This window comes from Nodosilinea sp. LEGE 06152, from assembly GCF_015207525.1.
GTDB lineage: Bacteria > Cyanobacteriota > Cyanobacteriia > Phormidesmidales > Phormidesmidaceae > Nodosilinea.
The window spans coordinates 99294-115280 of sequence record NZ_JADEWR010000016.1 but is presented as its reverse complement, the minus strand read 5'-3'; the positions used below and the strand labels follow the sequence as shown (position 1 = coordinate 115280).

The 15987-nt window shown below is 56.7% G+C and carries 13 protein-coding genes and 1 tRNA gene; 4 read left to right on the top strand and 10 right to left on the bottom strand.

Annotation, left to right across the window (positions count from 1 at the left end):
- Window position 1 precedes the first annotated feature (1 nt).
- Both IQ265_RS20705 and glgX read right to left on the bottom strand, forming a co-directional pair.
- Window positions 2-355 carry an MGMT family protein gene (locus IQ265_RS20705; protein ID WP_194057089.1) on the bottom strand — a complete coding sequence of 118 codons (354 nt, stop codon included), beginning with the start codon at window positions 353-355 and terminating at the stop codon, window positions 2-4.
- Between the two features lie 3 nt (window positions 356-358).
- Complete coding sequence (glgX, locus tag IQ265_RS20700; RefSeq protein ID WP_194057087.1) at window positions 359-2518, bottom strand: glycogen debranching protein GlgX; 2160 nt, start codon at window positions 2516-2518, stop codon at window positions 359-361.
- 264 nt (window positions 2519-2782) lie between these two features.
- On the opposite strand from glgX, the gene aqpZ reads away from it, so the two are divergent.
- Entirely contained in the window at window positions 2783-3550 is a 768-nt protein-coding gene (gene aqpZ / locus IQ265_RS20695; protein ID WP_194057085.1) for an aquaporin Z, read from the top strand.
- A 128-nt stretch (window positions 3551-3678) separates the two neighbouring features.
- On the opposite strand, the gene IQ265_RS20690 is transcribed toward aqpZ, so the two are convergent.
- Window positions 3679-4152 carry a zinc ribbon domain-containing protein gene (locus tag IQ265_RS20690; protein ID WP_228038225.1) on the bottom strand — a complete coding sequence of 158 codons (474 nt, stop codon included), beginning with the start codon at window positions 4150-4152 and terminating at the stop codon, window positions 3679-3681.
- Window positions 4153-4734: 582 nt separating this feature from the next.
- Between IQ265_RS20690 and IQ265_RS20685 the strand changes: the two genes are divergently transcribed.
- Window positions 4735-5208 carry an NUDIX domain-containing protein gene (locus IQ265_RS20685; RefSeq protein WP_194057081.1) on the top strand — a complete coding sequence of 158 codons (474 nt, stop codon included), beginning with the start codon at window positions 4735-4737 and terminating at the stop codon, window positions 5206-5208.
- Between the two features lie 16 nt (window positions 5209-5224).
- On the opposite strand, the gene IQ265_RS20680 is transcribed toward IQ265_RS20685, so the two are convergent.
- Window positions 5225-5611 (bottom strand): hypothetical protein, encoded by a 387-nt coding sequence (locus tag IQ265_RS20680; RefSeq protein ID WP_194057079.1) that lies wholly within the window; start codon window positions 5609-5611, stop codon window positions 5225-5227.
- Between the two features lie 247 nt (window positions 5612-5858).
- Here IQ265_RS20680 and hslO point away from each other — a divergent pair, with 247 nt between their 5' ends.
- The gene (gene hslO / locus IQ265_RS20675) at window positions 5859-6770 is read left to right on the top strand and encodes an Hsp33 family molecular chaperone HslO (RefSeq protein ID WP_194057077.1); all 912 of its coding nucleotides are present in this window, start codon (window positions 5859-5861) and stop codon (window positions 6768-6770) included.
- Between the two features lie 101 nt (window positions 6771-6871).
- Here the strand turns inward: hslO and IQ265_RS20670 are convergent, their stop codons facing one another.
- From IQ265_RS20670 to rsfS, 5 genes are all read right to left on the bottom strand, one after another.
- A complete protein-coding gene (locus IQ265_RS20670) occupies window positions 6872-8191 on the bottom strand; it encodes a four-carbon acid sugar kinase family protein (protein WP_194057074.1) in 1320 nt (439 codons plus the stop codon).
- Window positions 8192-8321: 130 nt separating this feature from the next.
- Window positions 8322-8398 (bottom strand) — tRNA-Met (locus IQ265_RS20665).
- A gap of 119 nt (window positions 8399-8517) precedes the next feature.
- Entirely contained in the window at window positions 8518-9480 is a 963-nt protein-coding gene (locus IQ265_RS20660; protein ID WP_194057154.1) for an asparaginase, read from the bottom strand.
- Window positions 9481-9546: 66 nt separating this feature from the next.
- Window positions 9547-10038, bottom strand: coding sequence for a CGLD27 family protein (locus tag IQ265_RS20655; RefSeq protein WP_194057072.1), 492 nt, complete (start codon window positions 10036-10038; stop codon window positions 9547-9549).
- A 219-nt stretch (window positions 10039-10257) separates the two neighbouring features.
- Window positions 10258-10725, bottom strand: coding sequence for a ribosome silencing factor (gene rsfS / locus IQ265_RS20650; protein ID WP_194057070.1), 468 nt, complete (start codon window positions 10723-10725; stop codon window positions 10258-10260).
- Window positions 10726-11094: 369 nt separating this feature from the next.
- Here rsfS and IQ265_RS20645 point away from each other — a divergent pair, with 369 nt between their 5' ends.
- Complete coding sequence (locus IQ265_RS20645) at window positions 11095-13032, top strand: hypothetical protein (protein ID WP_194057068.1); 1938 nt, start codon at window positions 11095-11097, stop codon at window positions 13030-13032.
- A gap of 165 nt (window positions 13033-13197) precedes the next feature.
- On the opposite strand, the gene nrdJ is transcribed toward IQ265_RS20645, so the two are convergent.
- Entirely contained in the window at window positions 13198-15381 is a 2184-nt protein-coding gene (gene nrdJ, locus IQ265_RS20640) for a ribonucleoside-triphosphate reductase, adenosylcobalamin-dependent (protein ID WP_194057066.1), read from the bottom strand.
- Window positions 15382-15987: the final 606 nt, after the last annotated feature.

Genomic DNA, 15987 nt, shown 5'->3' with positions numbered 1-15987 from the left:
CCTAATCTTCCATAAACTCTACCAGCGCCCGCTCGATCACGTGATCGGGCGGGCGCCATCTATATTGGTTGAGGTCAACTCGGCCCCGGCGGTCAAACACCACCCCCTCATCCTCTAGCATGGCCCGCTGCACATAATCACTGCCGTTGCGTCGAGTCGATTCAGATACCTCACCCTTCGCGTTGATGACGCGCTGCCAGGGCACGTCGGACATCGTATCGACTCGGTAGAGGGCGTACCCCACTAGGCGAGGCTTGCCGACTAACCCCGCTAGCTCCGCCACCTGCCCGTAGGTGGCGACCTTGCCCCTAGGAATTTGGCGCACTACGGCATAAATTCGTTCGTAGGTGAGCATGGTCTAAGGTGCGGCGCTTTTACCCCGAGGGCTAGACAGCACGACCAGCGAAAAGTCGGCTACGGCGATCGCGCTGTCCGGTGTGTACGTCTGCTTACCCTGGCAGAAGCCAGTGGGCTCGTTGGTGCTTAGCACCATTGACCAGCGTTTCTTTTTCACCTCCGGCGGAATCCAAAACTCCTGGGGATCGGCTTGGGCGTTAAAAAACAGTAAAAAGCTGTCGTCTACCAGCCGTTGCCCGGCGGTGGGAACCGCCATTAGCTCTTCACCATTGAGATAGACTGCGATCGCCTTAGCTGCACCGTCATGCCAGTGATCGACGCTGATTTCACTGCCGTCAGGGTTATACCAGCCAATATCGTGTACCCCAGAACCGTGAATGGCGCGTCCTTGAAACCAGTGGCGGCGAGCAAAGGCAGGATGCTCCTGGCGCAGCTTGATTAACTGGCGCACAAAGGCCAGCTGATCCTCCTGGGTCGGATCAAGGTTCCAGTCAAACCAAGACAGCTGGCTGTCTTGGCAGTAGGTATTGTTGTTGCCCTGCTGGGTGCGACCAATCTCGTCGCCGCCAAGTATCATCGGCACCCCCTGGGACAAAAACAGTGTGGCCAGTAGGTTCCGCTGCTGTCGCCGCCGCAGGGCCAAAATTTCGGGGTCGTCTGTGTCTCCCTCCGCTCCACAGTTCCAGGAGCGGTTGTAGCTCTCGCCGTCGCGGTTATTTTCGTGGTTGGCCAGGTTGTGCTTTTCGTTGTAGCTGACTAGGTCCCGCAGCGTAAAGCCGTCGTGACAGGTAATGAAGTTTATGCTGGCGTGGGGGCGCTTGCCGTTGGCCTGGTACAGGTCTGAACTGCCGGTAATGCGAAAGGCAAACTCACCCAGGCGGCAGTCGTGGTCGCGCCAGAAGTCACGCATGGAGTCGCGGTATTTGCCGTTCCACTCTGACCACAGCAGCGGAAAGTTGCCCACCTGGTAGCCGCCCTCCCCTAAATCCCAGGGTTCGGCGATGAGTTTGATGGTAGACAGCACAGGATCTTGGTGAATGATGTCAAAAAAGGCGGCCAGGCTATCTACCTCGTAGAGCTCTCGAGCCAGCGCCGAGGCCAGATCGAAGCGAAAGCCATCCACGTGCATCTCCAACACCCAGTAGCGCAGGCTATCCATAATCAGCTTGAGAATCTGGGGATGGCGTACGTTGAGGGAGTTGCCGCAGCCGGTGAAATCCATGTAGTAGCGAGGGGCATTGTCTACCAAACGGTAGTAAGCGGCGTTGTCGATGCCCCGCAAACTCAAGGTCGGCCCGAGGTGGCTACCTTCCCCGGTGTGGTTATAGACCACGTCTAAAATCACCTCAATGCCTGCCTGGTGCAGGGCCTTAACCATCTGTTTAAACTCGTTTACCTGGGCACCGGCTTGCCCTGCGCTGCTATAGCCCCCGTAGGGGGCAAAATAGTTGAGCGAATCGTAGCCCCAGTAGTTGCGCAACCCTGTGTTGGCCAAATGCCCTGGGTAGGCATGGAAGTGATGCACAGGCAACAGTTCCACCGCCGTAATGCCCAGCTGCGCCAGGTATTCGACAATGGCTGGATGAGCCAGGCCAGCGTAAGTGCCTCGTAGGGGTTCCGGCACTTCCGGATGGAGCCGGGTTAGCCCCTTAACGTGAGTTTCGTAAATAATAGTGCGGTGCCACGGGGTGTCGAGGGGGCGATCGCCCTCCCAGTCAAAGCCAGGGTCAACCACCACTGCTTTGGGCATAAAGGGGGCACTATCGACCTCAGAAAAGGATAAATCGAGGTTTTCCAGATCGTCGGTGGCCTCAATGTCGTAGCCAAAGATCGCCGGGTCAAACTCTACATCGCCGTCCAAAGCGCGGGCATAGGGGTCAATGAGCAACTTGTTAGGGTTAAACCGCTGCCCTGCTCTAGGATTGTGGGGGCCATAGACTCGAAAGCCATAGCGCTGACCCGGCTTTACATCGGCTAAGTAGCCATGCCAAACGTAGTTGTCAACCTCGGTGAAGCGAATCCGGGTTTCCTGGTTGTCAGCGTCAAACAGACAGAGTTCAACGGCCGTTGCGTTTTCTGAAAACAAGGCGAAGTTTGTGCCCGTGCCATCCCAGGTGGCACCCAGGGGATGGGGACGACCTGGCCAGACTTGCATTCCCATGGTGAGCGCGGCTTCCTAATGACTCCAGGCAGAGGTGTGACGCTGAGGCGACTATGCCTCTCTTAGGGTAGCAGGCCCTAGGTTACCAGGCCTAGACAATCCGCGCGGTGACGGCTTTGGCTGCCTGAGTCAACTGATGTTTGAGCTTATCAAACTTTTATAGTCTTACGGTAGTATCGCGCTGAGATATAGGTTTTCGATCGCAGTTTGTATCGATGAATACTAATCGTCCTTGGAAACTTCATGAGGTAGGAGTGGTTAGCAATGCCTATTGCAAAGCGTTGTTTGGCTGAGTTCTTGGGTACGTTGTGGCTAGTGCTGGGTGGCTGTGGTAGTGCGGTATTGGCCGGTGTGTTTCTAGACGGCAGCGGTGCCCTAAACCTGGGTATTGGTTTTCTGGGGGTATCCCTAGCCTTTGGTTTGACCGTGCTAACAATGGCCTACGCCATTAGCCATATTTCGGGCTGTCACCTCAACCCGGCGGTGTCTTTTGGGCTGTGGGCGGCTGGGCGCTTTCCCAGCAGCGAGCTGCTGCCCTACATTGTGTCCCAGGTTTTGGGCGGCATTGTGGGGGCAGGCATTGTCTACGTCATCGCCACCGGTCAGCCAGACTTTGCCATTGACCCCTCAGTGGGCAATCCTCTGGCCACTAATGGGTTTGGGGTTCACTCGCCGGGGGCTTTTAGCCTGGTGGCCTGCTTAATCTGCGAAGTGGTGATGACCTTCTTCTTTTTAATGATTATTTTGGGTGCTACCGACTTTCGGGCTCCGGTGGGTCTGGCTCCGGTGGCGATTGGGCTGTCTCTAACCCTGATTCACCTGATTAGCATTCCGGTCACAAATACCTCCGTTAACCCCGCTCGGAGTACCGGCCCGGCCCTCTTTGTCGGAGGGCCGCTGCTTGGTCAGCTCTGGTTATTTTGGGTTGCCCCCATCTTGGGTGCCCTGCTAGCGGGCTGGGTTTACGCCACCTTCTTTGCTGACGATAGCGAAAAAGCAGCGCGCATTGACCGTCCTAAGTCAGTGGTCTAGCCGATTGTGTTTAATGGCTACAAGCAGGTTTAAAGTCGCTTACACACCTGTACCAAACCGGGAGATTATTGCTCCCGGTTTTTTGTAGTTTGAGTGAGCTGTAGAGCAATACTCTGGGGCTGTAGAGCTTACTGAAGCTGGTGACCACAGCTGCCGCAGAAGCGATCGCCAGCCTGAATGGCGCTACCGCACTGGGTGCAGAATTTTTTGGCAGAGGCCTCGGCGTTGCCCATGCTGAGCGTCATGTCGCCCATCTGCATCGTCATCGGGTTAGCTGATAAGTGCATATTACCCATAGTCATAGGAGCCATCGGTTCCATAGGTGTCATTGGTTTGATGGGTGGCATGGCCTGCAGCCCAGCCTCTGCAGGCTGCAGGGCTAGGGCCTGTTGGGCGGGCCAAGCGGCGGCATCAGCGACACCGATCTCTGTACCCTGCACCTGCCAAACAAAGACCCCTTGCGCAGTAACGCAGCGAAGCAGCACGCTGCTACCCGTCCGCGCCGCCTGGGGCACTTCTGTCCATAGCCCCGTTTGTGCCTGAATGCCTGACTGCTGCTGCTGACCCGAACCACTACTAGCAAGAGTAATTACAGTGGTCAAACCAGAGTTGTCAAGATATATCTTTTGACCGAAGCCAAGATCGTACTGGTAAGGCATAGTGGGCTTTGGCAAACGCTAAGGACCATTTCAATCGACTGTCTAAAGCTGTTTTTTACTGAAAAGACAGCTCTACAGGTATGCTATGCCAGTTCTAAACGCTTGGGGAAGTTCTCTAAGTTCTTCTTAGATAGAGTGAGTTGATTGGGCTTGGGCCAGGTTGAGTTTCGCTGGGGGTGCGTTTGGGAACTCTAAATTAAATCGTCATTTTGTTTAGGCACTTTACTCAATGGCTACTAAACATAGCGATTCGTGCTGATTCGTCATGACGGGCTAGGCATCTAATTCCTGTAGGGGCGACGTCTGCCCGACGATTTCACCACTCATACAGGATCGCCACAAATAAAAATATAAAAATTGGATAAGGGTTAAGCCGGTTTTGGCTGGCCAACTACAATCTGAGGGTCGATAGGGTTCCTGGTTCAGTGCTGCAACTGCTCATGACGTAAGGACGACACGCTCAGTTGTTAACGACGGGCAGGGGCGTAGTGCGTTTGCGGAGCCTCCCTGAAGGGAATCGCTGCTATGGCTAAAAAAAGCGCTGGGTTACTTATGTATCGCACCCAGAACCACCACCTGGAGGTGCTGCTAGTGCACTCGGGCGGTCCCTACTGGGCCAATCGCCGCTGGCAGGCCTGGACTATTCCCAAGGGCGAAATTGCCCCTGGGGAAGACACCTTTGAAGCTGCTAAACGCGAGTTTTGGGAGGAAACCGGGCAGGCCCCGATCGGCGACTTTCGCCCCCTGCAGCCGGTGCGTCAGGCCGGAGGCAAACTCGTTTTTGCCTGGGCCTTTGAAGGCAACTTTAACCCTGCCACCCTGCACAGCAACACGTTTGTGCTAGAGTGGCCACCCCACTCAGGGGTGCTAAAGGAGTTTCCTGAGGTTGATCAGGCCGCCTGGTTCGAGCTGGAAGAGGCTAAGAAACGCATTATTAAAGCCCAGGGCCAGTTTTTAGATGAGCTGGTGCAGGTGCTGGGTCAGGTGCCTTCGACTTGAATCTTAGCCATCCGGGTTAAGCCCTGGGCTGCTGTAAAAATTGCCGCAGTCGCGCGATCGTCAGGCTTTGGCCCAAATTTAAGGGCAGCGCCGAAACTCCCTCTAGCCGTGACTGCACCCAGCGATCGCCCCAGTACCACTCATGAAACCCGTCAATGCCCCCAGACAGCACCATGTGAAGGCTGTGATCATCAACCTGCTTGATCTCGTGGTGAATCTCAACCGGGCCAAGATAGCTATTAAAACTCAGTCCGCTGTGCAACTCGCTGGGTAGACCCTGACTAAATCGCTGCGGCCAGAGCCACTGGCTAAAGTTGCTGGGCTGCACCAAACTGGCCTGAATTTGCCCCTGGGTAGCCTCGACTTCGATGCGAAGGCGGCTGTGCTGAAATGTGCCTAGCATAGGGTGGTGATGTGCCCGCAAACAACACCTCCCAGTATGCCAAAAGAAACCTAACCAGATGGGAGCTAGGGGCGTAATCCGCAGAGGGTATAGCCTGCGGCATAGCAGAAACGGAACCCGACCCGGAATGGGTTATCTGTCCCGGAATCGCGCCTCAGCGCCAGGGTCGGTAAACCCTCTCAAACCCGTATCCCCAAACCTCCTACAATTATTAATAAGCAATATTAAGGGAAGACTGGGGCAGCGCATGGCAGATCAACTGATTCGGGCTACCGCCGCCGATGGCGGCATTCGGGTGATCGGCGTTATCACCACCAAACTGACCGAGGTGGCCCGGCAGCGCCACAACTTGTCCTACGTGGCCACGGCGGCCCTAGGGCGCACAATCTCGGCAGGGCTGCTGCTGGCCTCCAGTATGAAACAGCCCCAGGGCCGGGTTAACATTCGGGTACGGGGCGATGGCCCCCTGGGCGGCATCCTGGTAGACGCTGGTATGGATGGTACCGCCCGTGGCTATGTGGACAATCCATCCATTGAACTGCCCCCCAATGCCCAGGGTAAGCTAGATGTGGGCGGTGCCGTGGGCCGCAACGGCTACGTGTATGTCGTGCGCGACATGGGCTACGGCTACCCTTACTCCAGCACGGTAGAGCTAGTCTCTGGAGAAATTGGCGACGACCTCACCCACTACCTGGTGAACTCAGAACAAACCCCCTCAGCGCTGGTGCTGGGCGTGTTTGTAGGGGCCAATGGGGTAGAGGCCGCCGGGGGGTTACTGCTACAAATTTTGCCTCGCGCCGCCGAAGACGCCGAAATGGTAGCTTTAATCGAAAGCCGCCTGGCTGGCCTGACTGGCTTTACTCCCCTGCTGCGGGCTAACAAAACCCTGCCACAAATTTTTGACGACCTGGTTGGCGACTTGGGTCTGGAGATATTGCCTGAAACTCAAATGGTGCAGTTTAGCTGCCCCTGCTCTTTCGATCGCATGCTGCGCGCCCTCAAAATGCTAGGTGAAGACGAGCTGCAAGACATGATCGAAAAAGACGACGGGGCTGAAGCAATCTGTCACTTCTGCAACGAGGTCTACCACACCAACAGCGACCAGTTAGCCCAGCTGATTGAAGACCTGCGAGAAGAGCGGCAAGAAGCAAGCCGCTAGATGGGAGGCCGAGGGACAATTCGTACCTCTAGGTCTTCCCCCCCTACCAATTGGGTAGAGATCGAAGGATCTTCCTCGCCCCTTCGCCTTTCTTATCTTCCCTAAAGGTCCATTAGGCGACGGTAGGCTAGAGCCAGCGCATCCCCATCCCCTACATTGCCCGGAAACAGCACCACGGGCAGGTTGGGTAACTGAATATGATCGGCGGGGGTGCGCACCACGGATACCCCCGGCAAAATCTGGCCCAGCAGACGGGCCGTCCTCAGCGCTAGCCCGGTGCTAAGGGTGTCGTTAGAGGTAATGCCGCCTTTGCTAATGAGGAATCCAATATCATCGGGCAATCCTTTAATTACATCCATCAGCAGGGCAGAAACCTCGACGCCGAAGTCGAGACGGGCCTGCACGGTGTCGAAGGTGAGTTCGCTGCGGCTGGTGTAGACGACGGGCACCTGGCCGCTGCTGTGGGTGGTTTCTACCTGGGCCAGAATGTCGGTGAGCAGCTCACTTTGGGCCGCAGGGCCACCATCCCGCAGCTGAGTCACCTTCACTTCAATGCCGGTTACCCCCGGCTCTTGCAGCAATTGCTCCAGCTGTTGGGTAGTTTTTTTCACGTGAGAGCCGACGATAATGGCACCGGGCCGTCCATCGCGCACGTAGGTGCCCATGTGGTCAGCATCGATGGGCTGAGGCGGCAGTGCCGCTAGGGCGGTGAGAATGCTGGCGGCGCTGCGAAACAAGAAGCGCTTGCCCTGGGCGGCGGCGGTGAGCAAGTCTTGGGCGAACTGGTCGAGGTCGGCCTGGGTTTCACCATCCACGGCGCAGCAGACGTTATCTTCTAGGGTCATCAGCCGATCTAAAGATCCGGCCCGAATATCAGCCAGAGTAAAGCGCTCGACCGTCTGGGCTTGGATGCGGCCAGCGGTTTTTTCGGCCACGTAGTCGGGCAGATAACTGGTGCTGTAGCCAAACACCGAATCTTTGGCAAACTCGGTCTTGTGGACAGGGGTAGGGGTACCGTCCACCATTAAATAGTGAGTGCTGTCGCGGGTAATGCGGCCTCCCTCAAAAAAGGCGGGCACCAAAAAGTGAGCGTCGAAAGGGCCAAGCTCGTCTGCGATTGCGTCGGTTTCGACTGGATAGTGGCCTCGCAGGGTTGAGTCAGAGCGGCTGACCACGAGAAAGTCTTGAATGCCTTCGAGGGCGATCGCCTGCTTGAGATGTTGGCAAACCTCTCGGGTTACTGCCTCAGCGGCAGCGGCGGTAAGGGCGCGAGTATTGGTCAGCACAAAGAAAATTGGCGCGGCATCCCGCAACCCTTGGCGCAGGGTTTCTACATCCCACTGCATCAGCAGCAGGCAGCTGTGCACCGTTTGCGAGCCGGTGGGGTCGTCGTCTAAAACAATAATTTTGGGTTGAGCCATGGGTGCTGGTCTCGACGGGGTCAACAACAATCACGATTGCCTATGCACTATAGCGCTGGCCAAGTTACACAAAGCAAAAAGGGTTCCTAAATCAATTTAGGAACCCTTTTTGCTTTTGATGGTGGCTATTTGGTGGCGGGGCATGGATTTGAACCATGGACCTTCGGGTTATGAGCCCGACGAGCTACCAGACTGCTCTACCCCGCGTCAGCTTATACAGTATAGCGTTAAATGTTCTCAGTTAACAATCTAATTTTCTCTAAAGACAGTCTTTTTTTGCTAATGGGGCTGTACCCCTTTGCGGGCGGTCCTTTCGCTCATCACATTTAATACATCATGGGCAAATCGCCGACCACATCGAGCCGCTTGTAGTTGCCAATTTCCATATAGGTTTCGGCCAGGGTGTCGGCTGCCGTGGGCGAAATCCAGCCCAGCTGGCGGAGGGTAAAGATGGCGGTGGCGTACTTGGCTCGCTTGGCCCCATCGATCGCTTTGATGGCTACCCCAAGCCCCTCGCCCACTCGACCGATGCACTGAATGCCTTCGGCCCCCGATTTACTCACTAAGGCCCCGTTAGTTAAATTCATCAGCGTGGTGTCAAAGGAGTCGGGGCCGCCCACCATGTCGGGATGGCTGGTCATGGCTCGCACAATGCGCTCCATGTCGAGGTTGCTGCCCGACGACAGCATGGCGTAGAGCGTCGCCATCTGGCTGAGCTGCATAAAGTAGGTGGGGGCACCGCAGTCATCATGGGCGCAGATAAACTCGTCCGAGGGCATGCCCAGCAGCTCCGAGATGCGGGCTACAATCAGCTTTTGCACCGGGTGATTGCGGTCGAGGTAGCTCTCCAGCGGCCAGTTGCGCTGTTGAGAAACGGCCAGCATACCGGCGTGCTTGCCCGAGCAGTTGTGCTCTAGGGGGCTTTTTTTGCCTTCTGGGGTGGGACAACGCAGGGCGGTGGTGTCGAGGTCGGCCTGCCAGAGAATGTGAAACACCTGGCGCACCTGCTCGATGGTGCCCTGGTGGGAGCCACACATAATGGCTAAATCGCGATCGTCGAGGTTGTAGCGCTCCAGCGCCCCCGCCGCCGTCACCGCCAGGGCCTGAAAGGGCTTGAGTGCCGAGCGAATGAAGGTACCCAGCTCGCCGTTGCCGGCTACCGACAGGGTGCGGCCCCGGTTGTCGCACACCGCCACGTGGGCGATGTGGTTAGACTCGACAATCCCCTCCCGCAGCAGCTGTATCCGTAGCTCTTTGGTTTGGTGTCGATTAACCCGACTGCTGGTCATAATTAGGGGCTCTGCGGTGGTGAACAAGAGGGATGCGGTCAGGGCAGCGATCGAACAAACGGCCCGCTACGCCAGGAGGGGCCAGACAATGAGCCCCAGAGCCAGCAGTAGGGCCATCACCCCCAGGGTGCGGCGAATGCGCTGGAGCACAGGCTGTACTTGGTAGTCTACGATTAGGCGATCGCGGTTTGAAACCTCTTCAGGCTTGACCCAAAGCTGGCCGTCGTACCAGCCTGACTCTTCGTAGGGCACGGTGGTTTGCCGTAGCCGCCCCCCCACGTGAGCCCAGCCCACGTAGAGCTGTAGCAGAGCCAGCATGGGCAGCACCATCGCCCCCATTGCAGCGCTCAGGCCAAAGGGCAAGGGGTGCTTGGCCGGTACAAAACTGGCGGCAGCCATTGGCCCGGCCACAGCCCAACCGACGATCCAGAGCACCACCACAGGCTTGAGGTACCCCATTAAGCTGCGGCTACCCCAGCCGTAAAACCAAGAATCTCGCACATCCTGGTATTCGTTGATGGGCTGCTGCTCAGCCGGTACAGGACATCGTTGAGGCATTGCCACCGACACTATGCAAATCTAGCTCTAGCCTAAACGAATTGCTTACCAATAGGAATCTCTGCGGGGCAATTCGTTGGCTCCCACCTTTTAGCCCCTATTCCATTGATGTCTAGGTCGGGTGATGTCCAGGTCGGGACACGGGTCGATACCGACTACCTCACGTTACCCACTACGCGGCCCACAGCCTGCGGCAGGGAGTTGATTTTGGTTTGGGGATTAAATCTGAGACGGGCTGAAATGCTGACCGGAAGGTTGGTAAACAATCTGGTTAGCGTGGCCCCAAAAGGCTTCTAAATCGTAGTAGTCGCGAGCTTCGGGCATAAAGATATGGACAATCACTTCGCCATAGTCCATCACAATCCAGCTGCCCTCGCCCTGGCCTTCCAGCCGCAGGGGGCGACGGTTGTGATCGGTCTCAAGGGTCGCTTCGATCGATCGCGTAATTGCGCGCACCTGCACCGCCGAAAACCCGGTTGCAACCACAAAGTAATCAGCCAGATACGATACATCTCCCACCTGCAAAATCGTGATGTTGCCTGCTTTGCGCTCATCGGCAGCGGCAGCAATGGCATAGGCTAGCTTGAGAGCATCATCCTCAGCCTGGCTGGGCTGGGAGGTATTGGCCGTGCTTTCTGGCGCGATCGCGTCACGAACTGTAGGCTGACGATGGGGAGAATGGGTCATACGCAAGAGGGTAATGGGGCCAAGCTATATCAGGATTACCTGGACCACAGGCGTGGCGTGTTGCCCGCCAGCTGAACCAGGGACTGTAGCTTTATTGTAAAGGATGTGTCTAAGTGCCCGCAGCGCCAACGCCGAGCATAGACATAATCTGTCATCGAATGGTTAGCGTCAAAAGCGTGGTTCTCAACCCCTGGTTTGGGTACCTTGAGTGTCCTGTGGGGCCTAAAGTTTCAGATCCCAAACGGGATGCAGCGTATATCATTGATCGTCAATATTTAGCGGCTGCTAAGGCGGGAGAGGCGGTGGTTTTTGGCCTCTCAAGCGTGGATGCTCTGCGGCTCGGCTTTAATTTTTACAGGGGAAAATACGATGCCTCAACTCACGCAAGGTCTTATTGTTGCTGTTTTAATTGGCCTACTGCTGGCCATTATTGTGGGGTATTACCTGCGCCAGAGCCAGGTGAATGAGTTGAGCGAGGCCTTGCACCAAAGTCAGCAGCGCCAGGCCGATCTGGCCCAGGAGCACGAGCAGCGGCTGCGCGAAGCAACTTTGCAGCTGCAAACTGACTACGAGGCGCAGCTAACTGAGCGTATGGAGCGCTATCAGGCTCAATACGATGAGCAGCGTAGCCAGATGGAGGCTGAGTACCAGGCCCGTCAGGCCATGATGGGCGGCGTATCTGGGGCTGGCGAAGTGGACAGCTCCATCGAACAGCGCATTCGCAAGCAGTACGAAACCCGCCTTAAAGAAGCCGCCACCAAAATTCAGCAGGCCTACGAGCAGCACCTGCAGGAAAAGCTGGTAGAAGCGCGATCGCAGGCCCAGCAAGATTACGACCAGCGCCTGGCAGCGGCGATCGCCCACTACCAAGACGAAGCCGCCCGCCTCGTCCAAGACGCCAGGCCCTCCCTTGGGGCGCTGGTGCCTGAACCTTTCCCCGCTGAAACGGCTAGTTCCACCGACCTGACCGAGATGGAAGCCCGCCTCCAGGCCCAGTACGATCAGCGGCTGACTGAGCGCCTGGCCGAGTACCAGGACGACATGGCCCAACGACTGGCCCAAATGGAGCAAGACTACGAAGCTCGCCTGCAGATGGCCCAGGCCAGTTCTCCAGGGGCTGGAGCGATCGCCGCCTCACCCTCTGCAGAAGAACTAGAGCTGAACCTGCGGCGAGAGCTAGAGGCCAGTCTGCGCGAAGAGTACGAGCAAAAGCTGGCCGAAAAAATTGAGCACTACCAGGATGAACTCACCCAGCGCACCCAGGAGCTAGAGCAAAGCTACGAGGCCCAGCTGCGGCTGCTGCAGTCTGTGCCGTCTGAACCCCCTGCCCCTATGGCCGACGCGGGCGAGTTTGATTTAGATAGGGCGATCGCCGCTGCCAACGCCGCTACTCTGGCCACTAATCTGGAAGCCGGTTTAGACCTAAACGATGCTTTCCCCTCCCCTGGGTCTGCCGCTCCGCCGGCAGCAAATGCCGATCTGAGTTTTGATGCCGATCTTGTAGATAGCGATTTGGAGAGCGTTCAAAACAATGAGTTTGTCCTAGATCCTGACTCCGACACTGAAAACCTTGAAACCGCCAGTCTGAATCTGGAAGAAACTCTCTCCTCTGAAACAGCTGCCCCTTTCGCTACGGATGCCGATCTGGGTTTTGATGCCGCTCTTTTAGACAGCGACCTGGAGAATGCCCAGGGCAATGAGTTTGATTTGGCCACCGCCTTCGACCCCGAAACCTTCGAGACTACGAGCCTAGAATCCGGCCTAGACCTTGAGGGCACGTTCCCCCCTGAGCCTGCTGCCCCATCCGCAGCGGATACCGATCTGGATTTTGATGCCGCTCTTTTGGACAACAACCTGGAGAATGCCCAGGGCAATGAGTTTGATCTAGCCTCCGGCTTTGACTCCGAAACCTTTGAGATCGCGAGCCCAGAACCCAGCCTGGACCTTGAGGGTACATTCCCTCCCCCTGAGCCTGCTGCCCCATCCGCAGCGGATACCGATCTGGATTTTGATGCCGCTCTTTTAGACAGCGACCTGGAGAATGCACAGGGTAATGAGTTCGATTTAGACCTTGAGGGAGCGTTTGCTGCCGAGCCGCCTGCCCCACCCACAGCAAGTGCTGATACGGGTTTTGACGATTTCCTGGCAGGCGACCTAGAGAGTGCTCAGGGTGATGAGTTCGCTCTAGACCCTGAATTCGAGGCCGAAACACTCCTCGATCTAGACGCTCTGCTCAACCCCCTAGACTCAGACAATGCCTCCGACGACATGCTGAACAGCCTGGACGACCTTAGCGATCTAAGCTAGTGAAAACTGGAGTACCCTGGCGGATCTGAAGGATCATCCGCAATTCGAACACCATTATGCTGGTCAGGTTAGCCCAGCAAGATCGAGAAAAAGGGGCTCTTGACTTGGTCAGGAGCCCCTTCGCTATCTCTCTATGCCTACGCTCTGATTTGTGCTCAGCTAAACCTAATCGGGCTTTTTCTCCGGCATCATGCACTTGTCGGAGTCGCAGCCAGCGGGGCCAGCCTCGATTACCTCGCCCGCGTCATAGCGCGATAGGGCGGTGTGGAAGTTGTCGGTGCCGCGCCGCGCTTCTACCTGCTGCTTGAGCGCATCGAACGTGGCTTTGTCGATGGGTTCAAAGGGTAGCCGAGGAAAGGTTTGCAGATCGTCAAACCGGGCCAGCAGGGCGGCCGAAATGTACCCTTCATCGTTCTGAATGACCTGGTAAATGCGCTCGGCCAGATCCTCCAGTTCGGGTTCGCGAAACTCAATGGTGGCGGAGGTGTTGTGGGTGGTGTAGTGCTTTTGCACCTGCATGTAGAAGTCAAACTGGGCTGCCGCCGAGAATTTCTCAATGGCGATTTCGTCAGCCCCCGGTAGGTTAGCCCAGAGCACCTCGACCGGAATTTCTACCAGCCATTCGGTGCAGCGGGGATCAAACGGATCGTCGAGCAAACCGCCGTTCTCGTCCTTGTCGGACTGGGAGGGCACGATGGAGTAGCCGTAGTCAATGCAGGCCATGGCCACAGGATCATTCTTGCGGAAGGTGATGCGGCGAATAAAGCGCTGGGCTTTGGGCGGGTGCCAGCCGGGGCTAGCGCCGGTAAGCAGCGATTTGGTGCCTGCGGGCTGTACGGTGGTGCAGCGGTTGGGGCGCACCAGGTTGTGGCGATCGCAATATTCCCCCACCACCCGATGCACAGTATTCTTCCAGCGGGTCAGGTGCTCCTGCTCTTTGGCTTTGAAATCTAGCCCCTGCATGGTGTTGGGGCGGCCCGCCTCCCACCAGCGCAGCCACTCAACTCCAAAGGCAATCACGAAGAAATCAAACAGTCCGGTAAACGAGACGCCCACAATGGGGTCTTCCAAGCGAGACTTTTGGTAGCGAGGCTCCTGGAACTGGTGGTTGAGCAGCACCGCGACGGATAGTGCCGCAGCAGTAAAGGCGTCTTCCTGGTCTTTTAGATTTTTGGGATCGAGCTGGTTGAGGTGCACCTCCGCCAGGTTGCAGTGGAAGTTTGCCCCTAGAATCTCGCCGCAGGGGTTGAGACCGTAGCGGTCATCTCCCCCGGCTCGGCGCTTGGCCTCCCCCGCCCACTGAATTGCCCCCTCGCCCGAGTAAAACTGCTTGCGCACCGAATCGATGCAGTCTTGCAGGCTGGGCTTGGTGTGGAAGACGCGAGTGTGGTTGGCCATGCGCAGCACGTCGCGCTCGGGGTCAATGCGCCAGTTGCCTTCGCTGTCCTGCTGCCAGAGGTTGTCTTTGGCGCTGGCCGCCAGTTCGTCGTTGCTGTCGAACTGCCTCATGCCTGCGCTGCGCCGGATGTTGCCGGCCACCACGCAGGCGGCGGCTTCGTCGATTAGCAGGCAGCACTCAACCGAGTTGAGCTGGCGGCCCAGGGCTTTGTTGAGAATGTTGGCGCAGCGCTCGTAGAGCAGCGACAGACGCACCGGGTTGGCCACTCCACCAAAGCCCTTGAGCTTTTCGCCAGCGGGGCGCACGTCGCGCAGGTCGATGGTAACGTTGATGTCTCCTGCGAAGCTTTCATCGGTAGAGAGTTCTAGCAAGGTTTCGTAGGATTTGACCCAGCCCTGGCGACTGTCGCCAACGCGAATGGTGACCTGGTTGCCTTCAGTGGTTACCTGAGTGACCTCTTGCCGTTCAGCTATGGGAGTTTCGCCAATGTCGCCCGCCATGGTGACGAGCAGTCGGTTGCGAATGGCGGGAATCTTGTTAATGTACTTGGGTTCAAGAATTGCTCCGGTACCGCAGCCCATCATGGCCAGATCCATCATCAGGCCGAAGGCCCGCCAGTCAACCACATTGGTGCTGGTGCAGTTGTAGGCCCCAGAGAAGTTTTCGGGCTGCTTGCTCCAGGCGGTGCCGCCCACCCACAGCCAGCGACCGGAGGGCAGGGCTTTGACCTGGCGCTGCATACGCCCCAGCAGGGCTGCCTCTTCGTCGGTGAGGTTGCCCAGTTCGATTAGACCGGCTAGGGTGCGATCGCACACCTGATCCCAGGTTTCGCGCTGCCCCTCTACCACCTCGCCCCGGCGGCTGTAGGTGCGATAAAACACAGGAAACGCCGCTGGAGCTGCCTCAGGGAATGGCCCCTGCTGCCGGGTACGGGGAAGTTCTTGAACCATGGGATCAGCCTTGTAGAAATAGTTGGTACGCTAGATGAAGGGTATAGAGAATTCCACCCCTCTACCTCACCGCTATATCTAGGAAAGTATAAATGGTCAAAAACTGAATGCAAGCATTACCTCATAAGCATTGCTTATGAGGGCGAAAAAATCACTAAGCCTTTCTAGCTGAGTAAGCGTTGCTAAAGCGCTTACTCAGCTAGCTTTAGACTCTCATCCTTGGGATATGCAAACTAGATGTTCACAGACTCTTATCGGCGTGGATGGACTAATTCGCCTAGCGCTTTGACAAAGTAAGTAAGGGCAAGAATGACACCGATAGAAAGGCTTGTGTTCACCACCGGCGGAGAAAGGAAGGGCTCTATGGGTACCACTGGTTGCGATTCCTCCTGTTGCATTCTCGTCAAGTCGCTATAGGCAACTTGGGCAAAAAGCCCTAAATTAGTTGCCTCGATTTCCTGGGATTGGTGTAAGTTAGTCATGTTGATTGACCATTAATTAACTTTGGAACTCGCTTCACGCCCTTGTGACCGCGAGCTTCTATTTGATGCAGAGGGTGTAACGCTCTGTAATTGAGCTCACTTTTTAGAGGGGCATTGGAGGTTA

Excerpts from the sequence above, each read along its gene's own strand:
- IQ265_RS20705 (WP_194057089.1), bottom strand. The coding sequence starts at position 355 with ATGCTCACCTACGAACGAATTTATGCCGTAGTGCGCCAAATTCCTAGG.
- glgX (WP_194057087.1), bottom strand. The coding sequence starts at position 2,518 with ATGGGAATGCAAGTCTGGCCAGGTCGTCCCCATCCCCTGGGTGCCACC.
- aqpZ (WP_194057085.1), top strand. The coding sequence starts at position 2,783 with ATGCCTATTGCAAAGCGTTGTTTGGCTGAGTTCTTGGGTACGTTGTGG.
- IQ265_RS20685 (WP_194057081.1), top strand. The coding sequence starts at position 4,735 with ATGGCTAAAAAAAGCGCTGGGTTACTTATGTATCGCACCCAGAACCAC.
- IQ265_RS20680 (WP_194057079.1), bottom strand. The coding sequence starts at position 5,611 with ATGCTAGGCACATTTCAGCACAGCCGCCTTCGCATCGAAGTCGAGGCT.
- hslO (WP_194057077.1), top strand. The coding sequence starts at position 5,859 with ATGGCAGATCAACTGATTCGGGCTACCGCCGCCGATGGCGGCATTCGG.
- IQ265_RS20670 (WP_194057074.1), bottom strand. The coding sequence starts at position 8,191 with ATGGCTCAACCCAAAATTATTGTTTTAGACGACGACCCCACCGGCTCG.
- IQ265_RS20660 (WP_194057154.1), bottom strand. The coding sequence starts at position 9,480 with ATGACCAGCAGTCGGGTTAATCGACACCAAACCAAAGAGCTACGGATA.
- IQ265_RS20655 (WP_194057072.1), bottom strand. The coding sequence starts at position 10,038 with ATGCCTCAACGATGTCCTGTACCGGCTGAGCAGCAGCCCATCAACGAA.
- rsfS (WP_194057070.1), bottom strand. The coding sequence starts at position 10,725 with ATGACCCATTCTCCCCATCGTCAGCCTACAGTTCGTGACGCGATCGCG.
- IQ265_RS20645 (WP_194057068.1), top strand. The coding sequence starts at position 11,095 with ATGCCTCAACTCACGCAAGGTCTTATTGTTGCTGTTTTAATTGGCCTA.
- nrdJ (WP_194057066.1), bottom strand. The coding sequence starts at position 15,381 with ATGGTTCAAGAACTTCCCCGTACCCGGCAGCAGGGGCCATTCCCTGAG.